Annotated in this window: 21 protein-coding genes; 13 read left to right on the top strand and 8 right to left on the bottom strand. The window is 61.8% G+C overall.

Annotated elements, in window-relative coordinates:
• Position 1: 1 nt before the first annotated feature.
• The 4 genes from QX135_RS13215 to QX135_RS13200 all read left to right on the top strand — a co-directional run bounded on the left by QX135_RS13215 (position 2) and on the right by QX135_RS13200 (position 3060).
• Entirely contained in the window at positions 2 to 694 is a 693-nt protein-coding gene (locus QX135_RS13215) for an amino acid ABC transporter permease (protein ID WP_316181831.1), read from the top strand.
• A gap of 9 nt (positions 695 to 703) precedes the next feature.
• A complete protein-coding gene (locus QX135_RS13210; protein ID WP_315736526.1) occupies positions 704 to 1435 on the top strand; it encodes an amino acid ABC transporter ATP-binding protein in 732 nt (243 codons plus the stop codon).
• 67 nt (positions 1436 to 1502) lie between these two features.
• On the top strand, positions 1503 to 2363 hold the full coding sequence (locus QX135_RS13205) for a D-amino-acid transaminase (protein WP_315736527.1): 861 nt from the start codon (positions 1503 to 1505) through the stop codon (positions 2361 to 2363).
• A gap of 103 nt (positions 2364 to 2466) precedes the next feature.
• Positions 2467 to 3060: a DUF1080 domain-containing protein gene (locus QX135_RS13200; protein WP_316181828.1), complete on the top strand. Its 594-nt coding sequence runs from the start codon at positions 2467 to 2469 to the stop codon at positions 3058 to 3060.
• On the opposite strand, the gene QX135_RS13195 is transcribed toward QX135_RS13200, so the two are convergent.
• From QX135_RS13195 to QX135_RS13185, 3 genes are all read right to left on the bottom strand, one after another.
• Positions 3047 to 3196, bottom strand: coding sequence for a hypothetical protein (locus QX135_RS13195; protein WP_315736529.1), 150 nt, complete (start codon positions 3194 to 3196; stop codon positions 3047 to 3049). The two genes, QX135_RS13200 and QX135_RS13195, sit on opposite strands and share 14 nt — an antisense overlap.
• Positions 3197 to 3273: 77 nt before the next feature.
• Positions 3274 to 3873, bottom strand: coding sequence for an NAD(P)H:quinone oxidoreductase (wrbA, locus tag QX135_RS13190; RefSeq protein WP_316181827.1), 600 nt, complete (start codon positions 3871 to 3873; stop codon positions 3274 to 3276).
• Positions 3874 to 3948: 75 nt separating this feature from the next.
• Positions 3949 to 4647: a pirin family protein gene (locus QX135_RS13185; protein ID WP_316181825.1), complete on the bottom strand. Its 699-nt coding sequence runs from the start codon at positions 4645 to 4647 to the stop codon at positions 3949 to 3951.
• 128 nt (positions 4648 to 4775) lie between these two features.
• Here QX135_RS13185 and QX135_RS13180 point away from each other — a divergent pair, with 128 nt between their 5' ends.
• Together QX135_RS13180 and QX135_RS13175 are read left to right on the top strand one after the other, a co-directional pair.
• Positions 4776 to 5684, top strand: coding sequence for a LysR family transcriptional regulator (locus tag QX135_RS13180; protein WP_316181823.1), 909 nt, complete (start codon positions 4776 to 4778; stop codon positions 5682 to 5684).
• Between the two features lie 20 nt (positions 5685 to 5704).
• Positions 5705 to 6289: a hypothetical protein gene (locus QX135_RS13175; RefSeq protein WP_316234113.1), complete on the top strand. Its 585-nt coding sequence runs from the start codon at positions 5705 to 5707 to the stop codon at positions 6287 to 6289.
• 50 nt (positions 6290 to 6339) lie between these two features.
• Here QX135_RS13175 and QX135_RS13170 read toward each other — a convergent pair whose 3' ends face one another.
• The 3 genes from QX135_RS13170 to QX135_RS13160 form a co-directional block, all read right to left on the bottom strand.
• Positions 6340 to 6807 (bottom strand): YbaK/EbsC family protein, encoded by a 468-nt coding sequence (locus tag QX135_RS13170; protein ID WP_316181820.1) that lies wholly within the window; start codon positions 6805 to 6807, stop codon positions 6340 to 6342.
• Positions 6797 to 7543, bottom strand: a complete 747-nt coding sequence (locus QX135_RS13165) for a haloacid dehalogenase type II (protein ID WP_316181818.1) — start codon at positions 7541 to 7543, stop codon at positions 6797 to 6799. Before QX135_RS13165 ends, QX135_RS13170 begins: the two co-directional genes overlap by 11 nt.
• A 113-nt stretch (positions 7544 to 7656) precedes the next feature.
• Positions 7657 to 8541, bottom strand: a complete 885-nt coding sequence (locus tag QX135_RS13160; RefSeq protein WP_315736536.1) for an amidohydrolase family protein — start codon at positions 8539 to 8541, stop codon at positions 7657 to 7659.
• Positions 8542 to 8795: 254 nt separating this feature from the next.
• Here QX135_RS13160 and ykgO point away from each other — a divergent pair, with 254 nt between their 5' ends.
• From ykgO to QX135_RS13145, 3 genes are all read left to right on the top strand, one after another.
• Positions 8796 to 8921 (top strand): type B 50S ribosomal protein L36, encoded by a 126-nt coding sequence (ykgO, locus tag QX135_RS13155; protein ID WP_006611362.1) that lies wholly within the window; start codon positions 8796 to 8798, stop codon positions 8919 to 8921.
• A 96-nt stretch (positions 8922 to 9017) separates the two neighbouring features.
• A complete protein-coding gene (locus QX135_RS13150) occupies positions 9018 to 9647 on the top strand; it encodes a tetratricopeptide repeat protein (RefSeq protein ID WP_315736537.1) in 630 nt (209 codons plus the stop codon).
• Positions 9648 to 9747: 100 nt separating this feature from the next.
• Complete coding sequence (locus QX135_RS13145; RefSeq protein ID WP_315736538.1) at positions 9748 to 10002, top strand: hypothetical protein; 255 nt, start codon at positions 9748 to 9750, stop codon at positions 10000 to 10002.
• Between the two features lie 28 nt (positions 10003 to 10030).
• Here QX135_RS13145 and QX135_RS13140 read toward each other — a convergent pair whose 3' ends face one another.
• A complete protein-coding gene (locus tag QX135_RS13140; RefSeq protein ID WP_231319498.1) occupies positions 10031 to 10213 on the bottom strand; it encodes a hypothetical protein in 183 nt (60 codons plus the stop codon).
• A 251-nt stretch (positions 10214 to 10464) separates the two neighbouring features.
• Between QX135_RS13140 and QX135_RS13135 the strand changes: the two genes are divergently transcribed.
• Positions 10465 to 11421: an alpha/beta hydrolase gene (locus QX135_RS13135; protein ID WP_316181815.1), complete on the top strand. Its 957-nt coding sequence runs from the start codon at positions 10465 to 10467 to the stop codon at positions 11419 to 11421.
• Between the two features lie 66 nt (positions 11422 to 11487).
• Here QX135_RS13135 and cycA read toward each other — a convergent pair whose 3' ends face one another.
• On the bottom strand, positions 11488 to 11883 hold the full coding sequence (gene cycA, locus QX135_RS13130; RefSeq protein WP_315736540.1) for a cytochrome c-550 CycA: 396 nt from the start codon (positions 11881 to 11883) through the stop codon (positions 11488 to 11490).
• Between the two features lie 208 nt (positions 11884 to 12091).
• On the opposite strand from cycA, the gene QX135_RS13125 reads away from it, so the two are divergent.
• The 3 genes from QX135_RS13125 (at position 12092) to QX135_RS13115 (ending at position 20335) form a co-directional block, all read left to right on the top strand.
• Positions 12092 to 13585, top strand: coding sequence for an FAD-linked oxidase C-terminal domain-containing protein (locus tag QX135_RS13125; RefSeq protein WP_316181813.1), 1494 nt, complete (start codon positions 12092 to 12094; stop codon positions 13583 to 13585).
• 813 nt (positions 13586 to 14398) lie between these two features.
• Positions 14399 to 14572, top strand: coding sequence for a hypothetical protein (locus QX135_RS13120; protein WP_316181811.1), 174 nt, complete (start codon positions 14399 to 14401; stop codon positions 14570 to 14572).
• A 447-nt stretch (positions 14573 to 15019) separates the two neighbouring features.
• Positions 15020 to 20335 carry an ATP-binding protein gene (locus QX135_RS13115; RefSeq protein ID WP_316181810.1) on the top strand — a complete coding sequence of 1772 codons (5316 nt, stop codon included), beginning with the start codon at positions 15020 to 15022 and terminating at the stop codon, positions 20333 to 20335.
• The last annotated feature ends 219 nt before the right edge of the window (positions 20336 to 20554 follow it).

The raw sequence follows: 20554 nt of genomic DNA, 5'->3' as shown, positions 1-20554 counted from the left end.
GATGCTGGCCAATTTCGATTTCGACGTCATCCGCCGCTCGCTGAGCTATCTTTTCATCGACGGCATGACCTTCACGCTGACCTTGACGGCGCTGTCGGCGACGGGCGGTCTTGTGTTCGGCACCCTGATCGCGCTGATGCGGCTGTCCGGCTATCGGGTGATGGGCTTTATCGCCGGGCTCTATGTCGACTTCATGCGCTCGCTGCCGCTGGTTCTGGTGATCTTCTGGTTCTACTTCCTGGTGCCCTATATCGGGCAGTGGATCACCGGCTCGTCGCGGCCGATCAAGGTCGGCGCGTTCGCGTCCTCCCTGATCACCTTCATCCTGTTCGAGGCGGCCTATTTCTCCGAGATCATGCGCGCCGGCATCCAGTCGATCTCGCGCGGCCAGCCGGCCGCGGCCTCGGCGCTCGGCCTGACCTATGCGCATACCATGCGCTACGTCGTGCTGCCGCAGGCGTTCCGCAACATGCTGCCGGTGCTGCTGACGCAGACCATCGTGCTGTTCCAGGACACGTCGCTGGTCTACGTGCTCTCGATTCCGGACTTCCTCGGCGCTGCTTCGAAAGTCGCCCAGCGCGACGGCCGTCTGGTCGAGATGTACCTGTTCGCGGCCCTGGTCTACTTCACCATCTCCTGTGTCGCGTCCTACGGCGTCCGCCGCCTGCAGTCGCGCATCTCCATCATCAGATAGTCGGCTCCCATGATCGAAATCAGCCACGTCAACAAATGGTACAGCCCGAGCTTCCAGGTGCTGAAGGACTGCACGACCTCGGTCGCCAAGGGCGAGGTGGTGGTGGTCTGCGGCCCCTCCGGCTCCGGCAAGTCGACCCTGATCAAATGTGTCAACGCGCTGGAGCCGTTCCAGGACGGCGTGATCACGATCGACGGCCTCAAGGTCAATGATTCCAAGACCAACCTGCCGAAGCTGCGCTCGCGGGTCGGCATGGTGTTCCAGCACTTCGAGCTGTTTCCGCATCTCAAGATCATCGACAATCTCTGCCTCGCCCAGCAGAAGGTGCTGGGTCGTGGCCATGAGGAAGCGACCGCGAAGGGCATGAAACTCCTGGATCGCGTCGGCCTCAAGGAGCAGGCGCAGAAGTTTCCGGCGCAGCTCTCCGGCGGCCAGCAGCAGCGCGTGGCGATCGCACGTGCGCTCGCCATGGATCCGATCGCGATGCTGTTCGACGAGCCGACCTCGGCGCTCGATCCGGAGATGATCAGCGAGGTGCTCGACGTCATGGTCGATCTCGCCCGCGAGGGCATGACCATGATGGTCGTGACCCACGAGATGGGCTTCGCCAGGAAGGTCGCCCACCGCGTCATCTTCATGGACCGCGGCGAGATCGTCGAGGACGCCAAGAAGGAGGATTTCTTCGGCCAGCCGCGCAGCGAGCGGGCGCAGCAGTTCTTGTCGAAGATCCTGTCGCATTAGCACTTACCGTCGTTCCGGGGCGCGCGGAACGCGCGAACCCTGAATCTCGAAGTTGGAGAATATGAATTTGGACCCGATCGCTTACGTCAACGGCGCCTTCGTGCCCCTGTCCGAGGCCAAGGTCTCGGTCCTCGATCGCGGCTTCCTGTTTGCCGACGGCATCTACGAAGTGGCGGCGGTGCTCGATGGCAAGCTGGTCGACAGTGCCCCGCATCTTGCCCGCCTGGAGCGCTCGGTCGGCGAGATCGGGCTGGCGCTGCCGGAGAGCCTGGCGCGGATCGAGGAGCTGCAGAAGGAGCTGGTCGCACGCAACCGGCTCGACCAGGGCATGGTCTATCTGCAGGTGACGCGCGGCGCCGACAAGGGCCGCGACTTCCCGTTTCCCAAGGGCGACGTCAAGCCGACCTTGGTGATGTTCGTCACCGCCAAGGATATCATCAATGCGCCCTCGGCGAAGACGGGAATTGGCGTCATCACCGTGCCCGACATCCGCTGGGCGCGCCGCGACATCAAGAGCGTGGCGCTACTGGCGCAGGTGCTCGCGAAGCAGGCGGCCGCCGCGGCCGGGGCCGGCGAGGCGTGGATGGTCGAGGACGGTCATGTCACCGAGGGCGGCTCGTCCTCGGCCTTCATCCTGACCAAGGACGACGTCATCGTGACGCGGCCGAACTCGAACGCGATCCTGCCGGGCTGCACCCGCAAGGCCGTGGTGAAGCTCGCCGAGGAGCGCCAGCTCAAGGTCGAGGAGCGGCTGTTCACGGTGGAGGAGGCGCTCGCGGCGAAGGAAGCCTTCATCACCAGCGCGAGCTCGTTCGTGCAGCCGGTGGTCACGATCGACGGCAAGCCCGTCGGCGACGGCAAGCCGGGACCGGTGGCGGCGCGGCTGCGCGAGATCTATGTCGATTTTGCGCGCGCCACGGCGGTGTAGTTGGAGGAGACGATAGAGCAGGTGCAGCATCGAAACCCGTTTGAATTGTCCGGCGCTTTGCTATCGTGGCGACGAACGAAACAGAAATCAGGGAGGAGTTTCGATGCGGTATCGCTTGAGTGGGCTCGCGGCCGGACTATTGATTGCGGGCGCAGGCATGACGGGAGCGGCATTGGCCGATGACGGCTGGGTGACCCTGGTCGACTCCACGACCAAGGCCGACTTCAGCGAGGTCGGCAAGGCCAATTGGGAGATGAAGGACGGCGCGCTGTCGGCCGACAAGCTCGACGGCAAGGATCCATCGTATCTGGTGACCAAGGTGAGCTACAAGGACTTCCAGATCAAGGCCGAGTTCTGGGTCGATGACGCCGCCAACAGCGGCATCTTCATCCGCTGCGACCAGTCGGCGAAGATCGACTCCAACATCTGCTACGAGGTCAACATCTTCGACAAGCGGCCCGATCCGAAATACGGCACCGGCGCGATCGTCGACGTGTCCAAGGTCGATCCGATGCCGAAGGCCGGCGGCAAGTGGAATACCTACGAGATCACCGCCAAGGGCACGCGGCTGACCGTGATCCTCAACGGCGAGAAGACCGCCGATGTTGACGACAGCAAGCACGCGGCGGGACCGATCGCCCTGCAGTACGGCTCGGGCGTCGTGAAGTTCAGGAAGGTGCAGATCAAGCCGCTGTAGCGGCCGTGCATTCCGGGCAGCGGCGCTGGCCGCGGCTGGCGCGGTAGAGGCTCTTGCAGTACCAGCGGCGCGCCATCATCTGCAGGGGATGGCGGGCCAACCGGGCCAGCGTCACCAGTTCGAGCATGGCGGGCATTGCGGACTCCTCTCCTACTTTCCAACTCTTGTGAAATGGGGCGGCACTTCGTTTGCGGAAGTGCCGCCCCAGTCGCATCAGCCATGCAGCTTCTTTGCGGTCTCGGCGATGACGCGGCCCTGATAGCGCGCCCCCGCCAGCTCGTTCGCGCTCGGCTGCCGGCTGCCGTCACCGCCGGTGATGGTGGTGGCGCCATAGGGCGAGCCGCCGGTGACCTCGTCGAGCTTCATCTGGCCGGCGAAGCCGTAGTTGAGGCCGACGATGGTCATGCCGAAGTGCAGCAGGTTGGTGATGATCGAGAACAGGGTGGTTTCCTGGCCGCCGTGCTGGGTCGCGGTCGAGGTGAAGGCGCCGCCGACCTTGCCGTGGAGCACGCCCTTGGCCCACAGGCCGCCGGCCTGATCGAGGAAGTTGGCCATCTGCGAGGCCATGCGGCCGAAGCGGGTGCCGGTGCCGACGATGATCGCGTCGTAATCGGCGAGCTCCTCGACCTTGGCGATCGGGGCAGCCTGGTCGAGCTTGTAGTAGGAGGCCTTGGCAACGTCGGCCGGCACCAGCTCGGGCACGCGCTTGACGTCGACGGTGGCGCCGGCCTCGCGGGCGCCTTCGGCCACCGCGTTGGCCATCGCTTCGATGTGGCCGTAGGCGGAGTAGTAGAGAACGAGAACCTTGGTCATGGCAGTCTCCGTGGGGACGAGGATGATCGGGAAGAGCGTCCCGGCCGGATGCCCGGCCGGGATCGCGTGAGACGGTTAGGCGGCGTCGACGAGCACCAGCTCGGAATCTTCGAGCGCGATGATCTTCAGCGGGGCCTCGTCGCGGATGGCGGCGCCGTCGCGGGCGTTGACTCGGACGCCGTTCACTTCGACGCTGCCGGCCGCGGGCACCAGATAGATGTGCCGGGAATTGTCGGCGCTGTACTCGGCGGTCTCGCCTGCCTTCAGCGTGGTGCCGAGTACGCGCGCCTTGGCGCGGATCGGCAACGCGTCGCCGTCATCTGCGAAGCCGCTCGCCAGTGTGACCAGCTTGCCGGAGCGGTCGGACTTCGGGAACGGCTTGGCGCCCCAGGTCGGCTGGCCGCCATCGGTGGTCGGCTCGATCCAGATCTGGAAGATCCGCGTCGTGGTCGGCTCCAGATTGTACTCGGAGTGGCGGATGCCGCTGCCCGCGCTCATCACCTGGACGTCGCCGGCCTCAGTGCGGCCCTTGTTGCCGAGGCTGTCCTGATGCGTGATCGCGCCTTCGCGGACATAGGTGATGATCTCCATGTTCCGGTGCGGATGTGCAGGGAAGCCAGTGTTCGGGGCGATCTCGTCGTCGTTCCAGACCCGCAGGGCGCCGTGGCCCATGTTGCTGGGGTCGTAATAGTTCGCGAACGAGAAATGGTGCTTGGCCTTCAGCCAGCCGTGGTCGGCGCCGCCCAGCGCCGCAAAAGGCTTCAATTCGATCATGGGTTTGCTCCGTTGTTGCACGTCGGCCGCGAGCCGCCGTGCCGTTGGGCACTGGAATAGGCTGACGATCCGAGTATAGAAATAGAAACTATTGAAACCCATTGTTTCCAAAAGTGAGATTGCCGCCAATGGCGCGACTTCCGGATTTCGAGGCGATGGCGATCTTCGCCAAGGTCGTCGAGCTGCGCTCCTTCGCCGGCGCGGCGCAGGAGCTGAGCCTGTCCAAGGCGTCAGTGTCGAAGGCCGTGAGCCGGCTGGAAGAACGCCTGGGCACGCGGCTGTTCAACCGCACCTCGCGCCGTCTGGCGCTGACCGATGCCGGGCAGCGGCTGTCAGAGAGGGCCGCGCAACTGCTCACGGATGGCGAGGCGGCGGAGACCGAGGCGTTGGCGCAATCGCTGACGCCGCGCGGGCTGGTGCGCTTCGCGGTGCCGATGACCTTCGGTGTGAAGAAGATCGCACCGCTGCTGCCGGTCTTTCTCGAACAATATCCGGAAGTGTCGATCGATCTGCACATGAGCGATGCGACCGTCGATCTCATCGGCGAGGGGTTCGATCTCGCGCTGCGCATCGCGCGGCTGCCGGACTCATCACTGGTGGCGCGCCGCCTCTGCGCGATGCCGCGCTACACGGTGGCGGCGCCGTCCTATCTGAAGCGGCACGGACGGCCGACGCATCCGATGCATCTTGCCGAGCACAAATGCTTCGGTTACGCTTATCTCTCCACCGCTGGCGTCTGGCACTACACCAATGCAGCCGGCGAGCAGGCCAGCGTGCGGCCAGCCGGACAGCTGCGCGTCAACAATGGCGAGGCGGTGCTGCCGGCGGTCATCGCCGGCCTCGGCATCGCCGACCTGCCGGACTTCATCGTTGCCGACGCGATCGCCTCGGGCGAGGTCGAGGTGATCCTGAAGGGCTGGAGCCAGCCCGAAGGGGCGATGCATCTGGTGATGCCGCCCGGCGGCCCGCGCCCCGCCCGGGTCGAGGTGCTGGCGGAGTTCCTGGTCAAGGAGCTGGCGAAAGGGAAGCGCAAGTGACGTTCGGGGGAGTGGTTTCCATGTGGAAGCAGCTGCCGAGCGCCGTTGCAAGGTGCGCCGTCGCTCTCGGAATCATTGGGTTTTTGCTACCGCTCGGATTGGGGGTGTTTCCGGACGATTGGCTGAATGCGATCGAGCTTCCAAACGCGCTTGGCTCGGCCCGGGTTGCAGCTCCAAATGGACGCGTGTTTGTTGCGAGCGAGCCGTTGGGGAGAGTGCAGCGCTATGGTCCCCAGGGCTTCGAGCGAGGTTTTTACGTCGGTTCGCAAGGCGGCGCCTTCGATATCGGTGTCAGTGACGCGGGAGATGTGCTGATCTGCTCCGTGCGTGCACGTGCGTTGATCGTCTACACACAAGACGGCGTCGAGACCGCCCGGCGTGGACCCTGCACCTTCAACGACGCAAATGGTGGACTCATGCCCGCGTCCCGGAGCTATGAGCGCAACGCTCGAGTGCCGGAAATCGCTTTCGGATGGTTCGGACTGCTGGCGGTGCCGCTCTGGCATCCGTTCATTGCATGGTTCATGGCGCTCATGGGGGCGCTATTTTTGAAGTCGGGCACCGCTCGCTCGCAACAGAGCGAGCTTTCGTCAGTCGCCAAATGAGCGCACGACGCGATGAAGCTGCCGCGCCTGGTATCATTTCGGTGCGACGACTAAGTCGCGACCTCGCAAACGTCGACCCATTCGGCTGATGTCAGCTCGGCCATGCGGTCCGGCGTGATCTTGACGGCGCTATGGGTCGAGCCTGCCGCTGGCACGACGATGTCGAAGGCTTTCAGCGAGACGTCGCAATAGACCGGCAGCGGCGATTTCAGCCCGAACGGACAGACGCCGCCGACCTCGTGACCGGTGATGTCGGCGACCTCGTCGACGCCGAGCATCTTCGGCTTGCCGCCGAACTGCGCCTTGACCTTCTTGTTGTCCATCCTTGCGTGGCCCGCGGCGACGATCAGGATGACGCGCTCGCCGACGCGCAGCGACAGCGTCTTGGCGATGCGGGCCGGCTCGACACCATAGGCTTCCGCCGCGAGCGCCACGGTGGCGGAACTCTGGCTGGAAACGAGGACGTCGATGTCGGGGGCTTTTTCGGTGAAGAAGGCGCGGACGGAATCAAGGCTCATGTTTGGCGACGATCTCGGGCAGTTCGGATAGCGCAGCAATACGATAGTCCGGCGCCAAACCCAACTCGTCCATCTGGCTGCGCAGCGCCTTGAACAGGGTGAGCGGCGCGACGAGGTCGGTCTGGCTGCAGGCAGCCGCCATGGCGTCCGGGGTGACGCGCTCGATCCAGGCGACGTTCAATCCGAACGCCTTGGCGCCGCAGACGTCCCAGGGGTTGGAGGATACGAACAGCACCTCGTCGGGTGCAAACCCGAGCGTCTCCTCGATCAGTGCGTACGCCTGGGGACTCGGCTTGAAGATCTTCCGGGCATCCACGCTGATGACCGCATCGAGCGGAGCATCGAAGCCGCTGGCCTTGACTAGGCTGTCGAGCATCGCAGGGCTGCCGTTGGAGAGGATCGCGAGCCGATGATCCTTCATCGCGGCGAGCGCAGCCCTCGCATCGGGGTAGGGATCGAGATCGAGATATTTGGCGATGATGCGGTCCAGCGTCGCCGCATCGGCCTGCAGCCCGAGAACGCGCAGCGTGTAGATCAGCGAGTCGCAGGTGACGGCGGTGAAGTCCTCGTAACGCTGCATCAGCGAGCGCAGCCAGGTGTATTCGAGCTGCTTGATGCGCCAGATCTGCGTGATGATGTCGCCATGGCCGGGAAAGGCCTGCTCGGTCACGGCCGCTACCGACTGGATGTCGTACAGCGTGCCATAGGCATCGAAGACCACGGCTTTGAAGGGCACGGCGCTCACCTGATCGAAAGCAGACAGGCGCTAAGGCTGATGGCCACCGCGCCTGCGGATGATAGCATGATGCCCGTGACTTGCGCGGGGCGGCAAGGACAGGACCGACGACGTCAGATCCCTAGCAGCTTGCGGGCGTTGGCCTTCAACACCTTCGGCCGGATCTCGTCGCGGATGTCGAGCTTGGCGAAATCGGCGAGCCAGCGGTCCGGCGTGATGACCGGCCAGTCCGAGCCGAACAGCATCTTGTCCTGCAGGATCGAGTTGATGTAGCGCACCAGGATCGGCGGGAAGTACTTTGGCGACCAGCCCGACAGGTCGATATAGACGTTCGGCTTGTGGGTCGCCACCGACAGCGCCTCCTCCTGCCAGGGGAAGGAGGGGTGGGCGAGGATGATCTTGAGGTCGGGGAAGTCGGCCGCGACGTCGTCCATGTACATCGGGTTGGAATATTTCAGCCGCATCCCCATGCCGCCCGGCATGCCCGAGCCGACGCCGGTCTGGCCGGTGTGAAACAGTGCGATCGCGCCGCCGTCGTTGATCGCCTCATACAGCGGATAGGCCAGCCGATCGTTGGCGTAGAAGCCCTGCATCGTCGGGTGGAACTTGAAGCCGCGGACGCCATACTCCTCGATCAGCTTGCGCGCCTCGCGCACGCCGAGCTTGCCCTTGTGCGGATCGATGCTGACGAAGGGGATGAGGACGTCGAGATGGTCGGAAGCGACCTCGAGCATCTCGTAATTGTTGTAGCGCCGAAAGCCGGTCTCGCGCTCGGCGTCGACCGGGAAGATCACCGCGGCGATGTTCTTGGAGCGATAATAGGCGGCGGTCTCCGGCACCGTCGGCGGATGCTTGTGCGGCGACTTGAAGTAGTCGGCCATCTGGGCCTGGAAATCGTCGTAGCCGTCATCCGCATGCATGCCGCAGGGCTCCTCGGCATGGGTATGGATGTCGATGGCGACGACATCGTCGATCTTGGGCAGAGCGAGCTTGGGCATGGGCGTTCCCGGCGGTTGGTTCTTGGCTTTGGAAAATTGATTATAGGATATAACAAATTTGGCAATCGCCAAGTTGGATCGAGGGGCGCGTCGCCGGCCGGTTCTGTTGAAGCCGGGGCCCGCCATGATTGACATCCGGCGGGCTGGTGGTTAGAAACCGGCCAATCCGGGCGACCTGGTCGCTTGCGGAAATCCCTTTGTATTTGCCACTTCCGGCCTGTCCAACACGGCCTTTCAACGTATCAGGATGTCCCATGAAGGTCCGTAACTCGCTGAAGTCGCTGCGTGGCCGCCATCGCGCCAACCGTCTGGTCCGCCGCAAGGGCCGTGTCTATGTGATCAACAAGGTCCAGCGCCGCTTCAAGGCGCGCCAGGGCTGATCCCGTAGATCTCCCCTCGAGAAGAGGGGCCTCCTCACAGGTCTTTGAGGCGCGTGCTGCTTTGCAGGACGCGCCGACTACGTTTAGACTTGGGGTATGGCCAAGCGATCCTTGCGGGCGATTCTTCTCGCCGTTGTCGTCATTTCGGTACCGCATCTTGCCTTTGCGCAGGGGGAGCCGCGGGCCGGCGTCAAGCCAAAGCCGCCCGAGGCTCCGGCCAAGCTGCCGAAGATCGGCGCCGACAAGACCAAGGGCCTCGATTTCCTGTTCGGTGCCCTGAAGGCGGCGCCCGACGAGATCAGCGCCAAGCATGTCGAGGCGCGGATTTGGGCGATCTGGCTGCAGACCCCCAGCGATACCGTCGCCCTGCTGATGTCGCGCTCCAAAGCGGCGATGGACGCGAAGCAGAACGAGGTGGCGCTCAAGCTGCTGGACTCGGTGATTAAGCTTCGTCCGGACTATGTCGAGGCCTGGAACCGTCGCGCGACCATCTATTACCTCCAGAACGATTACGGCCGCTCGCTTGCCGACATCCAGCAGGTCCTGCTGCGTGAGCCGCGGCACTTCGGCGCGCTCGCAGGTCTCGGCATGATCATGCAGGATCTGGGCGAGGAGAAGCGGGCGCTGGACGCGTTCCGCAAGGCGCTCGAGGTCAATCCGCATCTCGACAAGGTGCCGGAGCTGGTGAAAACCCTCACCGAGAAGGTCGAGGGGCGCGACATCTAGCCGTAACGGCCGATTAACCACGTCTGGGCGGCTGTCCTTGTCGGTCCGGCCACGCGAACCTAGCTGCCTCTCAACGATGGAGCTCGGCAGGAGAGACGCGATGCGGCGGGCGGTGCTGACGGCAGCGCTGGTGATGACGACGATGTCGGCCGCCTGGGCCGAGGATCCGGATCTGTTCTGGGTGGTCGGCAACCGCGCCACCAATCGCTGCGAGATCGTGACCAGCAACCCGGTCGTCACGATCATGGGCGACATCTGGTTCGCGTCCGGCCCCTTCAAATCGAAGGATGACGCCAAGCTCGCGAGATCCACGATCAACGCGTGCCCGAACAAGGACATGACGCAGGAGGACTGATCGGCTCGCCCGCGAGCGGGCCGGCGGCTCAGTGGAACGCGGTGCTGCGGCGGTCCGGCAGGCCGTACTGGGCGGCCGCGGCATAGAGTTGTGCGATCTCGGCCTCGAGATGCTCGTTGACCAGCAGCAGCGCCTTCAGCGCGCCGCGAAGGTCGCCGTTGCAGCTCGCGACGATCTCGTCGATGGCTGCCTCGCTTGAACGAAAGCTCATCGGTAACCCCCTCCCAAAACACCAAACTAAACACAGGGCCGGTCATCGTGCTTCGACTGCGCAATGACCCGACCGCAAGTAATTCACGGCCATCGGCTGATTGCGAGGAAATGTCCTGACCATGGTTATAAAATGGCCGACGACGCCATCATGACAGGATTCGCGGGCGAAATGACGGGAGACGGCGGCAGCAGCCGCAACCCGCTGCGATCCATCCCGTATCTGTCCAGGTGACAGGCAGAAAATCATCAATGATTTCAATACTCGTAGTAGGGGCCCTGGGGCTGCTGGCGCTGCTGACCCAGGCCGGCGTCGTGCTGATGGAAAGACGCTATCCGGCCCAGGGAGAGGCGGTCGAGGTCGGTGGGGCGACCATCAATCTTGTGGATATCGGGCCGCGTGACGGGGAGCGGCCGCCGCTTCTGCTTGTCCACGGCGCCAGCTCGAACCTCGAGGCGATGCGCAGGCCGCTCGGCGACCTGCTCGCCCGGCGTCATCGGGTGCTCCTGGTCGACCGTCCCGGTCACGGCTGGAGCCCGCGCGATCGTGCCGAGGATTCGACGCCCGCGGTTCAGGCCCGCATGCTGGACGAGGCGCTGGCCCGGCTCGGCATCGGCCCGGTGATCCTCGTGGTCCATTCCTGGAGCGGTGCGCTCGGCCTGCGCATGGCGCTCGACTTCCCTGACCGGGTCGCGGGCCTCGTCATGCTGGCGCCGGTCGCCTATCCCTGGCGGGGCGGGGTCGGACAGTACAATGCGGCCGTCACGACGCCGGTGGTCGGGCCCTTGCTGGCGCATACGATCACGCTGCCGCTCGGCCTGGCGCTGATGGCGCCTGGTGCCCGCGGGGTGTTCGCGCCGCAGGAGATGCCGGACGATTTCGTCGACCAGACCGCGACGCCGCTGTTGCTGCGGCCGCGCGAGTTCCTGGCCAATGCGCGCGACCTCGTCACCCTGAAGCAGGCGGTGATCGAGCAGGCGCCGCGCTATGGCGAGATCAAGGTGCCGGTCACGATCCTGGCCGGCGATGCCGACAGGACGGTCTATACCGAGATCCATTCCCGGCCGCTCGCGCGGGTCTTGCCCCAGGCGCGCCTGATCGTCGTGCCCGACCTCGGGCACATGGTCCAGAATGCGGTGCCGGAGCTCGTGGTGGGCGAGGTCGATCGGATGGTCAGCGCGCTCACGGCCGTCGAAGCGGCGCCCTGATGATGGAAAGGCCCCGGCGTCTGCCGGGGCCTCCAGGTCTCGAGCGGGAGGGCCGCGGCCGGCCGCTTACTGCTTCTGCTTGCCGTCCTTGTCGAACGACGCGACATAGGCCCAGAGATTGTTGATCTCGGTCTCGTTCTTGATGCCCGCGAAGGTCATCTTGGTGCCGGGGATCTTGGCCTTCGGGTCCTTGATGTATTCCTTGAAGACCGCCTCGTTCCAGGTGATGCCCGAGTTCTTGTTGGCTTCCGAATAATTGTAGTCCGGCGCGCTGCCCGACTTGCGTCCATCGAGGCCGTTGAGTTCCGGACCGACCTTGTTCTTCGCGCCTTCGCCGATCGCGTGGCAGGGCAGGCACTTGTTGAAGGACGTCTTGCCGGCGGCCGCATCCTGCGCCAGCGCGGCAGACGCCAGCGACGACGAGGCGAGGATGACGAGCGCGCTCAAAGTCATTTTCTTCATGGATCAGGCTCTGTGGGTTACGAGACGAGTTTGCGCGCAGGTTGTGGCATGGCCTCAAGCGACGCACAAGCGGGGAAGCGCTGAGGCAAATCAGCATAATGGCTGAGTTTGTTGCTCTGCCGCAAACTCCAATGCTGATCCGCTGCCTATCCAAACCGTTTCCGTTGTGATTGATATGCCAGGGCAAATCGAGGGCCGGAGGAACGCGATGGCGATCATGATGCCGGAAGCTGATCGGGCGGTGCTGGCGCGCCGCGACGAGATCGTTGCTGCACTGCGCGCAATCGTGCCGGGCGAAGGCGTCATCGACAGCGCCGCCGAGATGCTCCCTTACGAGTCCGATGGGTTGATGGCCTACCGCCAGCCGCCGATGGTCGTGGTGCTGCCGGAGACCACCGCGCAGGTCTCGCGAGTCCTGAAATATTGCCACGAGCAGGGCATCAAGGTGGTTCCGCGGGGCTCGGGGACGTCGTTGTCCGGCGGCGCCTTGCCGCTGGCCGATGGCGTGCTGCTCGGGCTCGGCAAGTTCAAGCGCATCCGCGACATCGACTTCGACAACCGCGTCGTCGTCACCGAACCCGGCGTGACCAATCTCGCCATCAGCCAGGCGGTTGCGCATGCCGGCTTCTACTACGCACCCGACCCGTCGTCGCAGATCGCCTGCTCGATCGGCGGCAACGTCGCGGAGAATTCCGGCGGCGTGCACTGCCTGAAATACGGCATGACCACCAACAACGTGCTCGGCTGCGAGCTCGTGCTGATGACCGGCGAGGTGCTGCGCATCGGCGGCAAATGCGCCGAGAACGCCGGCTATGACCTGATGGGGCTGATCACCGGCTCCGAAGGCCTGCTCGGCGTGGTCACCGAGGTGACGGTGCGCATCCTGCAGAAGCCGGAGACGGCGCGGGCGCTGATGGTCGGGTTCGCCGAGGTCGAGGCGGCCGGCGAATGCGTCGCCCGCATCATCGGCGCCGGCATCATTCCCGGCGGCATGGAGATGATGGACAAGCCCGCCATCCACGCCGCCGAAGCCTTCGTTCATGCCGGCTACCCGCTCGACGTCGAGGCGCTCCTGATCATCGAGCTCGACGGCCCCGGCGTCGAGGTCGATGAGCTGATCGGCCGCGTCGAAGCGATTGCAAACGCCTGCGGCTCGACCACCTGTCGGATCTCGACCTCCGAGGCCGAGCGGAACCTGTTCTGGGCCGGGCGCAAGGCGGCGTTCCCCGCCGTCGGCCGGATCTCGCCGGACTATCTCTGCATGGACGGCACCATCCCGCGCGGCGCGCTGCCGAAGGCGCTGGCGCGCATCCGCGAGCTGTCGGAGAAGTACCAGCTCGGCTGCGCCAACGTGTTCCACGCCGGCGACGGCAACCTGCATCCGCTGATCCTGTACGATGCCAACAAGCCGGGCGAAATGGAGCGGGCCGAGGCGTTCGGCGCCGACATCCTGCGCTGCTGCGTCGAGCTGGGCGGCGTGCTGACCGGCGAGCACGGCGTCGGCATCGAGAAGCGCGACCTGATGCCGGAGATGTTTTCCGAGATCGACCTCAACCAGCAGCAGCGGGTGAAGTGCGCCTTCGATCATTTGGGCCTGCTCAATCCCGGCAAGGTCTTCCCCACCCTGCATCGCTGCGCCGAGCTCGGGCGCATGCATGTCCACGGCGGCAAGCTGGCGTTTCCGGATCTGCCGAGGTTCTGATGCGGGCTCGGGAGGGCAGGGCGGCATCGTTTGGTGTCTGCTCGATCTCACGTCCCGCAAATGCTGGAGACCCTCATGGTGAGGAGGCGCGATAGCGCCGTCTCCAACCAAGAGGCCACCGTACTGGCCTCGCCCTTCGAGACGCCCGCCTGCGGCGGGCTCCTCAGGGGGAGGAGCGGAAGTCGTGCCCAGAACACGTACCGTGTAGATCGATCCAGCACTCTCGCTCTCTCCATGACCACGCTGCTGACGGTCCATGTGCCGCGCCGCTCTCGGAGCTGAACCCTCATGGTGAGGAGGCGCGCAGCGCCGTCTCGAACCATGAGGCCCGTCCAGCCATGCCGACGGCGTGAGGTCCATATCCCAGACAATATCGGACATGACTTCGCATCCCCGCGGCGCATGACGCCCGGATCGTGCGATCGTCCGCCCTCCAAAACAAACGAGAGGGCGCAGGGAATGCCGGGTGAAGGCCTCACCCATGGCCCGCCTGCGAAAAAAATGCAGGCGGCAGGTACCACAGGTTCAGCCGATCAACCGGCATTCCCCGCGCGGCGGCCTTAACGCTTATACGTGCTCGCCTCGGGGATCGGCGTTCTTGTCCCCGTCGCCTGCCAGCCCCGCAAAGGGCACGACACGCTTGGCCTCAGCACCGGGAGGCCAGGCCCACACGATTTCACGTCCGCGTCGACGTCGTTCGTCGGCATGATCAGATCACGCTGCGACCCGACACGGCCACCGCATCCCCACCTCGCATATCGTGACGACCGCGCGTACGCCCCTCTCGGTGAGGCGGGATGGGGGGAGTGAAACATGATTTTCGGAAAAACGAAAGAGGAAATTTTCGACGCTTGTTGCGGGCTGGCCGTTCGCGTTGAAAGTGCTCGCGAAATGAGTTTTTCCGCGCGAGCGATTTTGCTGCGGCCGGTCGCATATGGGCATAGGGTCGCGCAAAAGCGCTGTGGTGATTTGCCCGACGCCCGGTGATGTCCTCTTTGAACCAGGGCGCGACGATACCGCCGCTCCTTGCCAACATCTATCCGGCACTACGCGCTCGATCTAGGCCAAGCGTCGTGCACTGTTCTGAAGTTCTGGATCAATCGATCGTCAGGCTCATAACCTGAAGGTCATAGAGTTCAAAATCCTATGTCCGCAAGCAAGCTAAATGTTTGATTTCAAGCTGAAACAGCCCGCCTTTGGCGGGCTGTTTCAGCTTGAAATCGTTTCCCGGCGTTGCCGTGCGATGCGCTGAAAGCCGTTTTATTATCATGTCGTTACGCTGTTCGACTCTGTTAGACTACCCTGCGTTGTAATTCCGTGCATGGCTCATGCTTGGACTATGAAAGTCCAAGTCTCGTCCGTTATCGCCACCAAGCGAGGAATTTTCGTCATGCACCAGCAAGGTTAGAGCAATGTCGAAGAGGGATTCCGTGCATGTCTGAAAGTAAGCCAGCATCAACCGAACTGACCGGCGGAGCAGGCTTCACTTATGAGGATACAGTTGTCGCCTACTATCTCGCACATCTCTTGGGGTGCGACCGTGCGGCTGCTCAATCAGGAATTGTAGTTAGCGTTGCCGTTCAACAGCAAGGCCATGGTAATCCCATGGACGACCTTGTCGTTCAATTCGATGACGTTGGCACTAGCCGGACTCTTAGCCTCCAGATCAAGCGCGCTGTAACGATAAGCGCCGCGGACAAAGACTTCAGCGCCATTGTTAAGGCGGCCGTCAAAACACAGGCTCTGAACACTGTCACCAAAGAGACGGATAAGTGCGGATTTATCGTCGAGCACGTCACGGACGCAACGCTGCGTACGCTCAATCGGTTGATTGCATGGGCTGAAGACAGTTTGTCAGGCTCAGAATTCGAGGCTCGGTTTTTTAGCACTGGGACCGCCGCCAGGGCGGAGTGCGATCTTCGAGACGCCCTAAAGCCGGTCATCGGTGCGATCAATGCCGACGACGAGTTCATCTTCTACAAGCATTTTGTAGCCCTCCGCTTCGACGGCCTCGAAGAAAACGGTGCGCGGCGTGCCGACATAATCAATCGCCTGCAGGATCAAGTCGCGAGTAAGGAAGACGGGCAGGGCCTTCTTTTGTTCGATCGTCTTTGTCGAATTGCTCGTGAAGGCTCGGCCAACGGGGCAAAGTGGACGCGGGACAAGCTCCTAGCAAAGCTCCACGGCGTAGTGCGGTTGAAAGCGATGCCGCGTCTCGCCGATGACATTCATCGTCTCAACGCCTATTCACTCGAAGCACTGAGCGTCGTGTCGGAGAAGGTTGATGACTTCCATGTCGAGCGCACAGATCTACAAGAGATAGTTGCCAAACAGCTTGAACTCTACCGCGTCGTCACTATCGGCGGACTTCCCGGTTGCGGGAAGTCCGCTGTCCTAATGCGCTTCGCAAAGCAAGCTACAGCGAGCGGCTCAATCATTTTTCTGAAAAACGATCGCCTCGCCGGCACTGGATGGACGCAGTTTGCCGCAAGCCTTGGACTGTTTGTCACGGATGCCGCGCTGCTGCTTGCAGAGATCGGATTTGTTGGTACTCCGATCCTGTTCATCGACGGTATCGATCGTATTCGCCCGGATCAACAGGGGATTATTACTGACCTCGTAAATGCAATCCACAGCAACCCGAACCTCAGTCGCTGGAAAATTCTAGCCAGTTCGCGCGATCAGGGCCTAGAAGCGTTCCGAGCATGGTTTCCTACTGCCATGTATGCGGACACCGGGATCGGCGATGTTATCGTCAAACCGTTCTCGGACGAAGAGTCGGAGAAGCTGGCGCAGTCTAAGCCGCACCTTCGCAGGGTTTTGTTCGGAAGCCCTGCTGTTCAGGACATTGCGCGACGCCCATTCTTCGCAGCGGTGCTTGCGCGCTCTGTCCCAGAAGGCACAGAGCCTCAAACAGAAGTAGATCTAATCTCGGCCTGGTGGGTGCGTGCGGGGCACGACGCGATTGCTGATAAAGTCCCACAACGGCAACGTGCGCTGATCGATATCGCCGAAAAAGGAGTCCGCAATCTCGGGAAGGGCGTTCCAACTCGCGAATTAAGAGATGCGACGATAGCACAAGTCGCCGCGCTCAAGACCGATCAAATCATTCGCGACGAACGTCAGGGAGCGTTGCTTGCCTTCACTCACGACATCTTTTTTGAATGGGCGTTCTTCAGGCTTCTGATTGAACTCGGTGACGGTTGGACAGATGCGTTGACCGCGGCAGGCGAGCCTCCGTTGCTCGGCCGTGTGGTCGGTCTTATGGCACAAGAAGCTTTGACGGACAAAGACCGTTGGACAGACGGTTATCGTTCACTTGCGGGTAAAAGACTGCGTCGGCAGTGGCAACGCGAGTGGCTGACAGCCCCACCTTTCACGCCGACATTTGAAAATGCCAAAGCAGAGTTTACCGCGCTCCTCAAAGCCGACGGCTTCACACTTTTTGAGAAGGTGCTGGTCTGGTTTCAGGCGCAGCACACCATTCCAAGTCCCTTGGTTCTCGGTACGATCAAGAGCCCGGTTGAGGGACTGGATAATTTGACCCTCGCCGATATGCTCGGTTGGCCATCCGATTTTGCGGCATGGAGTCGCTTGATCGATTGGATCACAGGCGAGGCCGATACCATTCCTGTCCGGCTGATCCCGAGAGTTATGGAGATTTTCGACGTCTGGCAAAATGTGGCAGCCGATTTCAAGAATCCGCGCTCCAAAAATATTCTGGAGTTGACCAACACTTGGCTATTGCGGTTTGAAAAAGGTGAGCTGCGGGACAAGGGCGAGGATGATAGCGGAAAGGAGTGGCGGTTCAGCCGCGATGATAGCTCCCACCTTTCTAAGTCCCTGCGCACCACCATTCTGCGTTCGGCGCGAAGCTATCCTGAATATGCCACTGACCTCTTCAACCGAACCATCGTGGACGAGAGTCGACGGCGAACCATTTACGCCGACCTTATCGGATTCTCTCCGGTCATGGTTTCCATCGATGCAGATCTCGTGGCCGATTTGGCGGAAGCAGAGCTTCTCGATGAATTGCCGGAAGACGAGTTCAATAGGAAGCAAAAGGAGCGAGAGGACTATTATAAGCGTCTCGAGGAGCTACGAGCGATTCCCAAAGACCAACTGACCGAAAATCAAAGAGGGGCGCTCCGCTCTCCTTCATTGTTTCACGCTACCGGCAATGATCGGTACGACCTCAATGATATCGGCATCCAGGCCCGTAACAATTTCTATTTCCCTGCGTCGGCGCTGCATGAGCCATTCAAGAGTTTGTTCGCTGTTAGGCCAGATGTCGCTTTAAGGCTCGTACGCAACATCTCAAACCACGCGACCAAGGGCTGGCGGCAAATTCATTCGATCAATCGGAAGAAAATGGGAACGCCAGTTCCGGTGTCCGTCTCATTCCCTTGGGGAGATCAGCAGTTTTGGGGTGACTGGCGCGTCTATAACTGGGGTAGGGGGCAGTTGGCGCCTAACCCTTTGGAATGCGCGTTCCTGGCGTTGAACTATTGGGCCTTCAAACAACTCGAAGCGGGCCGCCCGGCTAGCGATGTAATCAAGGACATTGTCAGCGGGAACGAATGCTACGCTGTGCTGGGCATGGCGCTCATGCTCACGCTTGAGGCGTGGGAAACGACAGAGACGACACTCGCCGTTGCGACATGTCAGCGTCTTTGGGGTCACGACATAGCCCGGTACGTTCAAGAGCCGAACAAGGACCTCGATCTCTTCAGTATGGGCTTTCTGTCGCGATTGACGGGTGAGAAAGCCGAAGCGAAGGAGTTTCTCGATCAGCGGAAGTATCGGACGCGAGAGATTAGAAACCTCGCCATGTTTTTCGCATTGAACAAAGACGATGCCCTCAGGGAGAACTTTAAGGCGGCGCTTGCTCGCTTTCCCGATGATTTGCCTTACGAACTCGAAGAGCAGAAAGCGGACGATGCATTCGTCGCTCATTCAAGAGAGGAAGCTGAACGTTGGGCTGGTCTTGGAGACGGAGAAAATTACAAACAAGCCCAGTATGACGAAAAACATGTTGCAATTTCCTATGAGTCCCCGAAGCCCCTCACCGAAAGCGATGAACAGCGGCTCGCGGAGAGTGCAACCTCTCTGAAGGGTTTCAATATCGTTGGCTGGGCGGTGAAGTCGTTCAAGGCGAACGCTATCGCTGACGGTATGACGCTTGAGCACGCCGTGGCGCACGCGAAGAGTGTCGATACCGTAGGGGCTTTCGACACGTTCGATGGTGGTGCGTCTTCTCCTCAGGCTGTTGTCGCGAGCGTCGCCGCTTGCTTGATCCGTTTTGGCGCTCCGAATAGCGACGATCAAGATTGGGCATGGGGCATCATGGCGCGGACCGAGGCCATGAAGGAGCCCGATGATGTTTTTGGCGGGGCGAAGATTGCGTGGCATCCGAAGACGCGCCTTGTCATCGCCTTGTACCATGATCGCCGTTCCACGGCACCTCGGGTGGACAGCGCGGCACGCCTTCTTAGGTTAGGGCTTCACCCGCTCGATAGCGTGAGTGATTTGGCGTTTGAGGCCCTCTTTGCTGACAAGGATGATGGTCTGCGCTGGATTGCGGGGCAGCTTGCGGTAAAGCTTTGCATCGTCCATCGCGGGGAATTCAACGATGGCGGGTGGGATTGGGGAGCCAATCGAAAAGCGCGGGACGACAGCCTCATTGCTGCGCTTACTGCGCTCGAAGAAAATTGTATCAGCGCGATGCCAAAGCTGCCGCCTGCATGGGTGAAGGAAGCCCCTCGCGGTCGAAGAAGGGTGTCCGATGACGAGTGGCAGCATCCAGATGTGTTCTTCGATGCTCAAACTGCCTCGAGACTTTTTAGCAAAATGCCGCTTGAAGCATGGATGGTCTCGCAGACCTGCCGTGTTCTGTTTGAGTCGTTTTTGCAGGAGCTTGTCAGTTGGACAACTGAAAGCATTATGCCTTCGTGGCAAGCGGAAGACGACAGGCGGAGCGACGATCGCCGGACCGACTTATTAGAGTGGAATAGAGCCTTCGCGGACCTGATGGCCCGTGCCGTACCCTACGTGAGCCTTGAAGTCGCCCGCAACAGCTTCATCAATCCGTTTCTCGCCGATGATGAAGATGCGTTATGCGTGCTTACAAACTTTACTGACAAATTGGTGTTACGTCATGTTTATGATGCCGCTACGGTCCCAGCCAACGCTTTGCCTTTGTTGGACGATTGTGCTTCGCGTGTTGTGCAGGATCGCACTTTCAATCCGAAGAGCTGGCGCGCAGGCAAAGTTTACGGCTACGACATGCCGGAGTTAATCAAAGCGCTCCTGTTTGTGAACTTCGAGACGGCAGCCCCGGGAGCAACCCGCTTTGCCAATGGTGATTGGTCGCAAATTGGTCAAGTGATGCCGATCATCGACCGGATCGTCCGACGTATCGGTTGGTCTAGCTTTGTCATGTCAAAATTCCTTGATCTGTGCGAACGATCGGGTCGAGCGTATCCGGTAACGATGTTTGGCCTGCAGGCGAACGCCGCCCTCTCGTCAATTGGTAACGCTAAGGAAGGGTGGATCGGGACAATGTTGCCAGCGCGGATGGCTGGCGTAGTCCAGCGACAGGCCGATTGGAACTTTCCTTTGCGTCTCCAAGACGCGCAAGAGCTACTAAAGGTGCTGGATGCTCTGATCGACTTGGGGGATCGAAGGAGTGCGGCCCTTGAGCAGACGGAAGCCTTTAAGGGAATTCGGGGACAACCGAGTGCAAATTAGGTACGCCGCCAATCGAGGTCGCTGCTTGGCGGATGCGTGGTAAGGTGCACTACGCCCGAGAAGTGGTGTTACGGTCCAGCACTGTCATTGTAATTTGCGTCTGCCGCGGAGTCTTGGATGCTCCCCCGGAACCGCCCTCGGCCTCGCCGAAGGCGAGACCTCGGGGCGGAGCATGACAGCATCGCGACAGCTTTAACCTATCCGCTAAGACCAAGTTCC

Origin of the sequence: Bradyrhizobium sp. SZCCHNR1098, assembly GCF_032489375.1 — a bacterium.
In the GTDB taxonomy this organism is placed as follows: Bacteria; Pseudomonadota; Alphaproteobacteria; order Rhizobiales; family Xanthobacteraceae; genus Bradyrhizobium.
The sequence above is the reverse complement of the archived record's forward strand: the minus strand, read 5'-3'. Positions and strand labels throughout refer to the sequence as shown.

What these genes read in the sequence shown, in the direction of transcription:
- QX135_RS13215 (WP_316181831.1), top strand. Translation starts at nt 2, where the DNA reads ATGCTGGCCAATTTCGATTTCGACGTCATCCGCCGCTCGCTGAGCTAT.
- QX135_RS13210 (WP_315736526.1), top strand. Translation starts at nt 704, where the DNA reads ATGATCGAAATCAGCCACGTCAACAAATGGTACAGCCCGAGCTTCCAG.
- QX135_RS13200 (WP_316181828.1), top strand. Translation starts at nt 2,467, where the DNA reads ATGCGGTATCGCTTGAGTGGGCTCGCGGCCGGACTATTGATTGCGGGC.
- QX135_RS13195 (WP_315736529.1), bottom strand. Translation starts at nt 3,196, where the DNA reads ATGCCCGCCATGCTCGAACTGGTGACGCTGGCCCGGTTGGCCCGCCAT.
- wrbA (WP_316181827.1), bottom strand. Translation starts at nt 3,873, where the DNA reads ATGACCAAGGTTCTCGTTCTCTACTACTCCGCCTACGGCCACATCGAA.
- QX135_RS13185 (WP_316181825.1), bottom strand. Translation starts at nt 4,647, where the DNA reads ATGATCGAATTGAAGCCTTTTGCGGCGCTGGGCGGCGCCGACCACGGC.
- QX135_RS13180 (WP_316181823.1), top strand. Translation starts at nt 4,776, where the DNA reads ATGGCGCGACTTCCGGATTTCGAGGCGATGGCGATCTTCGCCAAGGTC.
- QX135_RS13175 (WP_316234113.1), top strand. Translation starts at nt 5,705, where the DNA reads ATGTGGAAGCAGCTGCCGAGCGCCGTTGCAAGGTGCGCCGTCGCTCTC.
- QX135_RS13170 (WP_316181820.1), bottom strand. Translation starts at nt 6,807, where the DNA reads ATGAGCCTTGATTCCGTCCGCGCCTTCTTCACCGAAAAAGCCCCCGAC.
- QX135_RS13160 (WP_315736536.1), bottom strand. Translation starts at nt 8,541, where the DNA reads ATGCCCAAGCTCGCTCTGCCCAAGATCGACGATGTCGTCGCCATCGAC.
- ykgO (WP_006611362.1), top strand. Translation starts at nt 8,796, where the DNA reads ATGAAGGTCCGTAACTCGCTGAAGTCGCTGCGTGGCCGCCATCGCGCC.
- QX135_RS13150 (WP_315736537.1), top strand. Translation starts at nt 9,018, where the DNA reads ATGGCCAAGCGATCCTTGCGGGCGATTCTTCTCGCCGTTGTCGTCATT.
- QX135_RS13145 (WP_315736538.1), top strand. Translation starts at nt 9,748, where the DNA reads ATGCGGCGGGCGGTGCTGACGGCAGCGCTGGTGATGACGACGATGTCG.
- QX135_RS13140 (WP_231319498.1), bottom strand. Translation starts at nt 10,213, where the DNA reads ATGAGCTTTCGTTCAAGCGAGGCAGCCATCGACGAGATCGTCGCGAGC.
- QX135_RS13135 (WP_316181815.1), top strand. Translation starts at nt 10,465, where the DNA reads ATGATTTCAATACTCGTAGTAGGGGCCCTGGGGCTGCTGGCGCTGCTG.
- cycA (WP_315736540.1), bottom strand. Translation starts at nt 11,883, where the DNA reads ATGAAGAAAATGACTTTGAGCGCGCTCGTCATCCTCGCCTCGTCGTCG.
- QX135_RS13125 (WP_316181813.1), top strand. Translation starts at nt 12,092, where the DNA reads ATGGCGATCATGATGCCGGAAGCTGATCGGGCGGTGCTGGCGCGCCGC.
- QX135_RS13120 (WP_316181811.1), top strand. Translation starts at nt 14,399, where the DNA reads ATGATTTTCGGAAAAACGAAAGAGGAAATTTTCGACGCTTGTTGCGGG.
- QX135_RS13115 (WP_316181810.1), top strand. Translation starts at nt 15,020, where the DNA reads ATGTCTGAAAGTAAGCCAGCATCAACCGAACTGACCGGCGGAGCAGGC.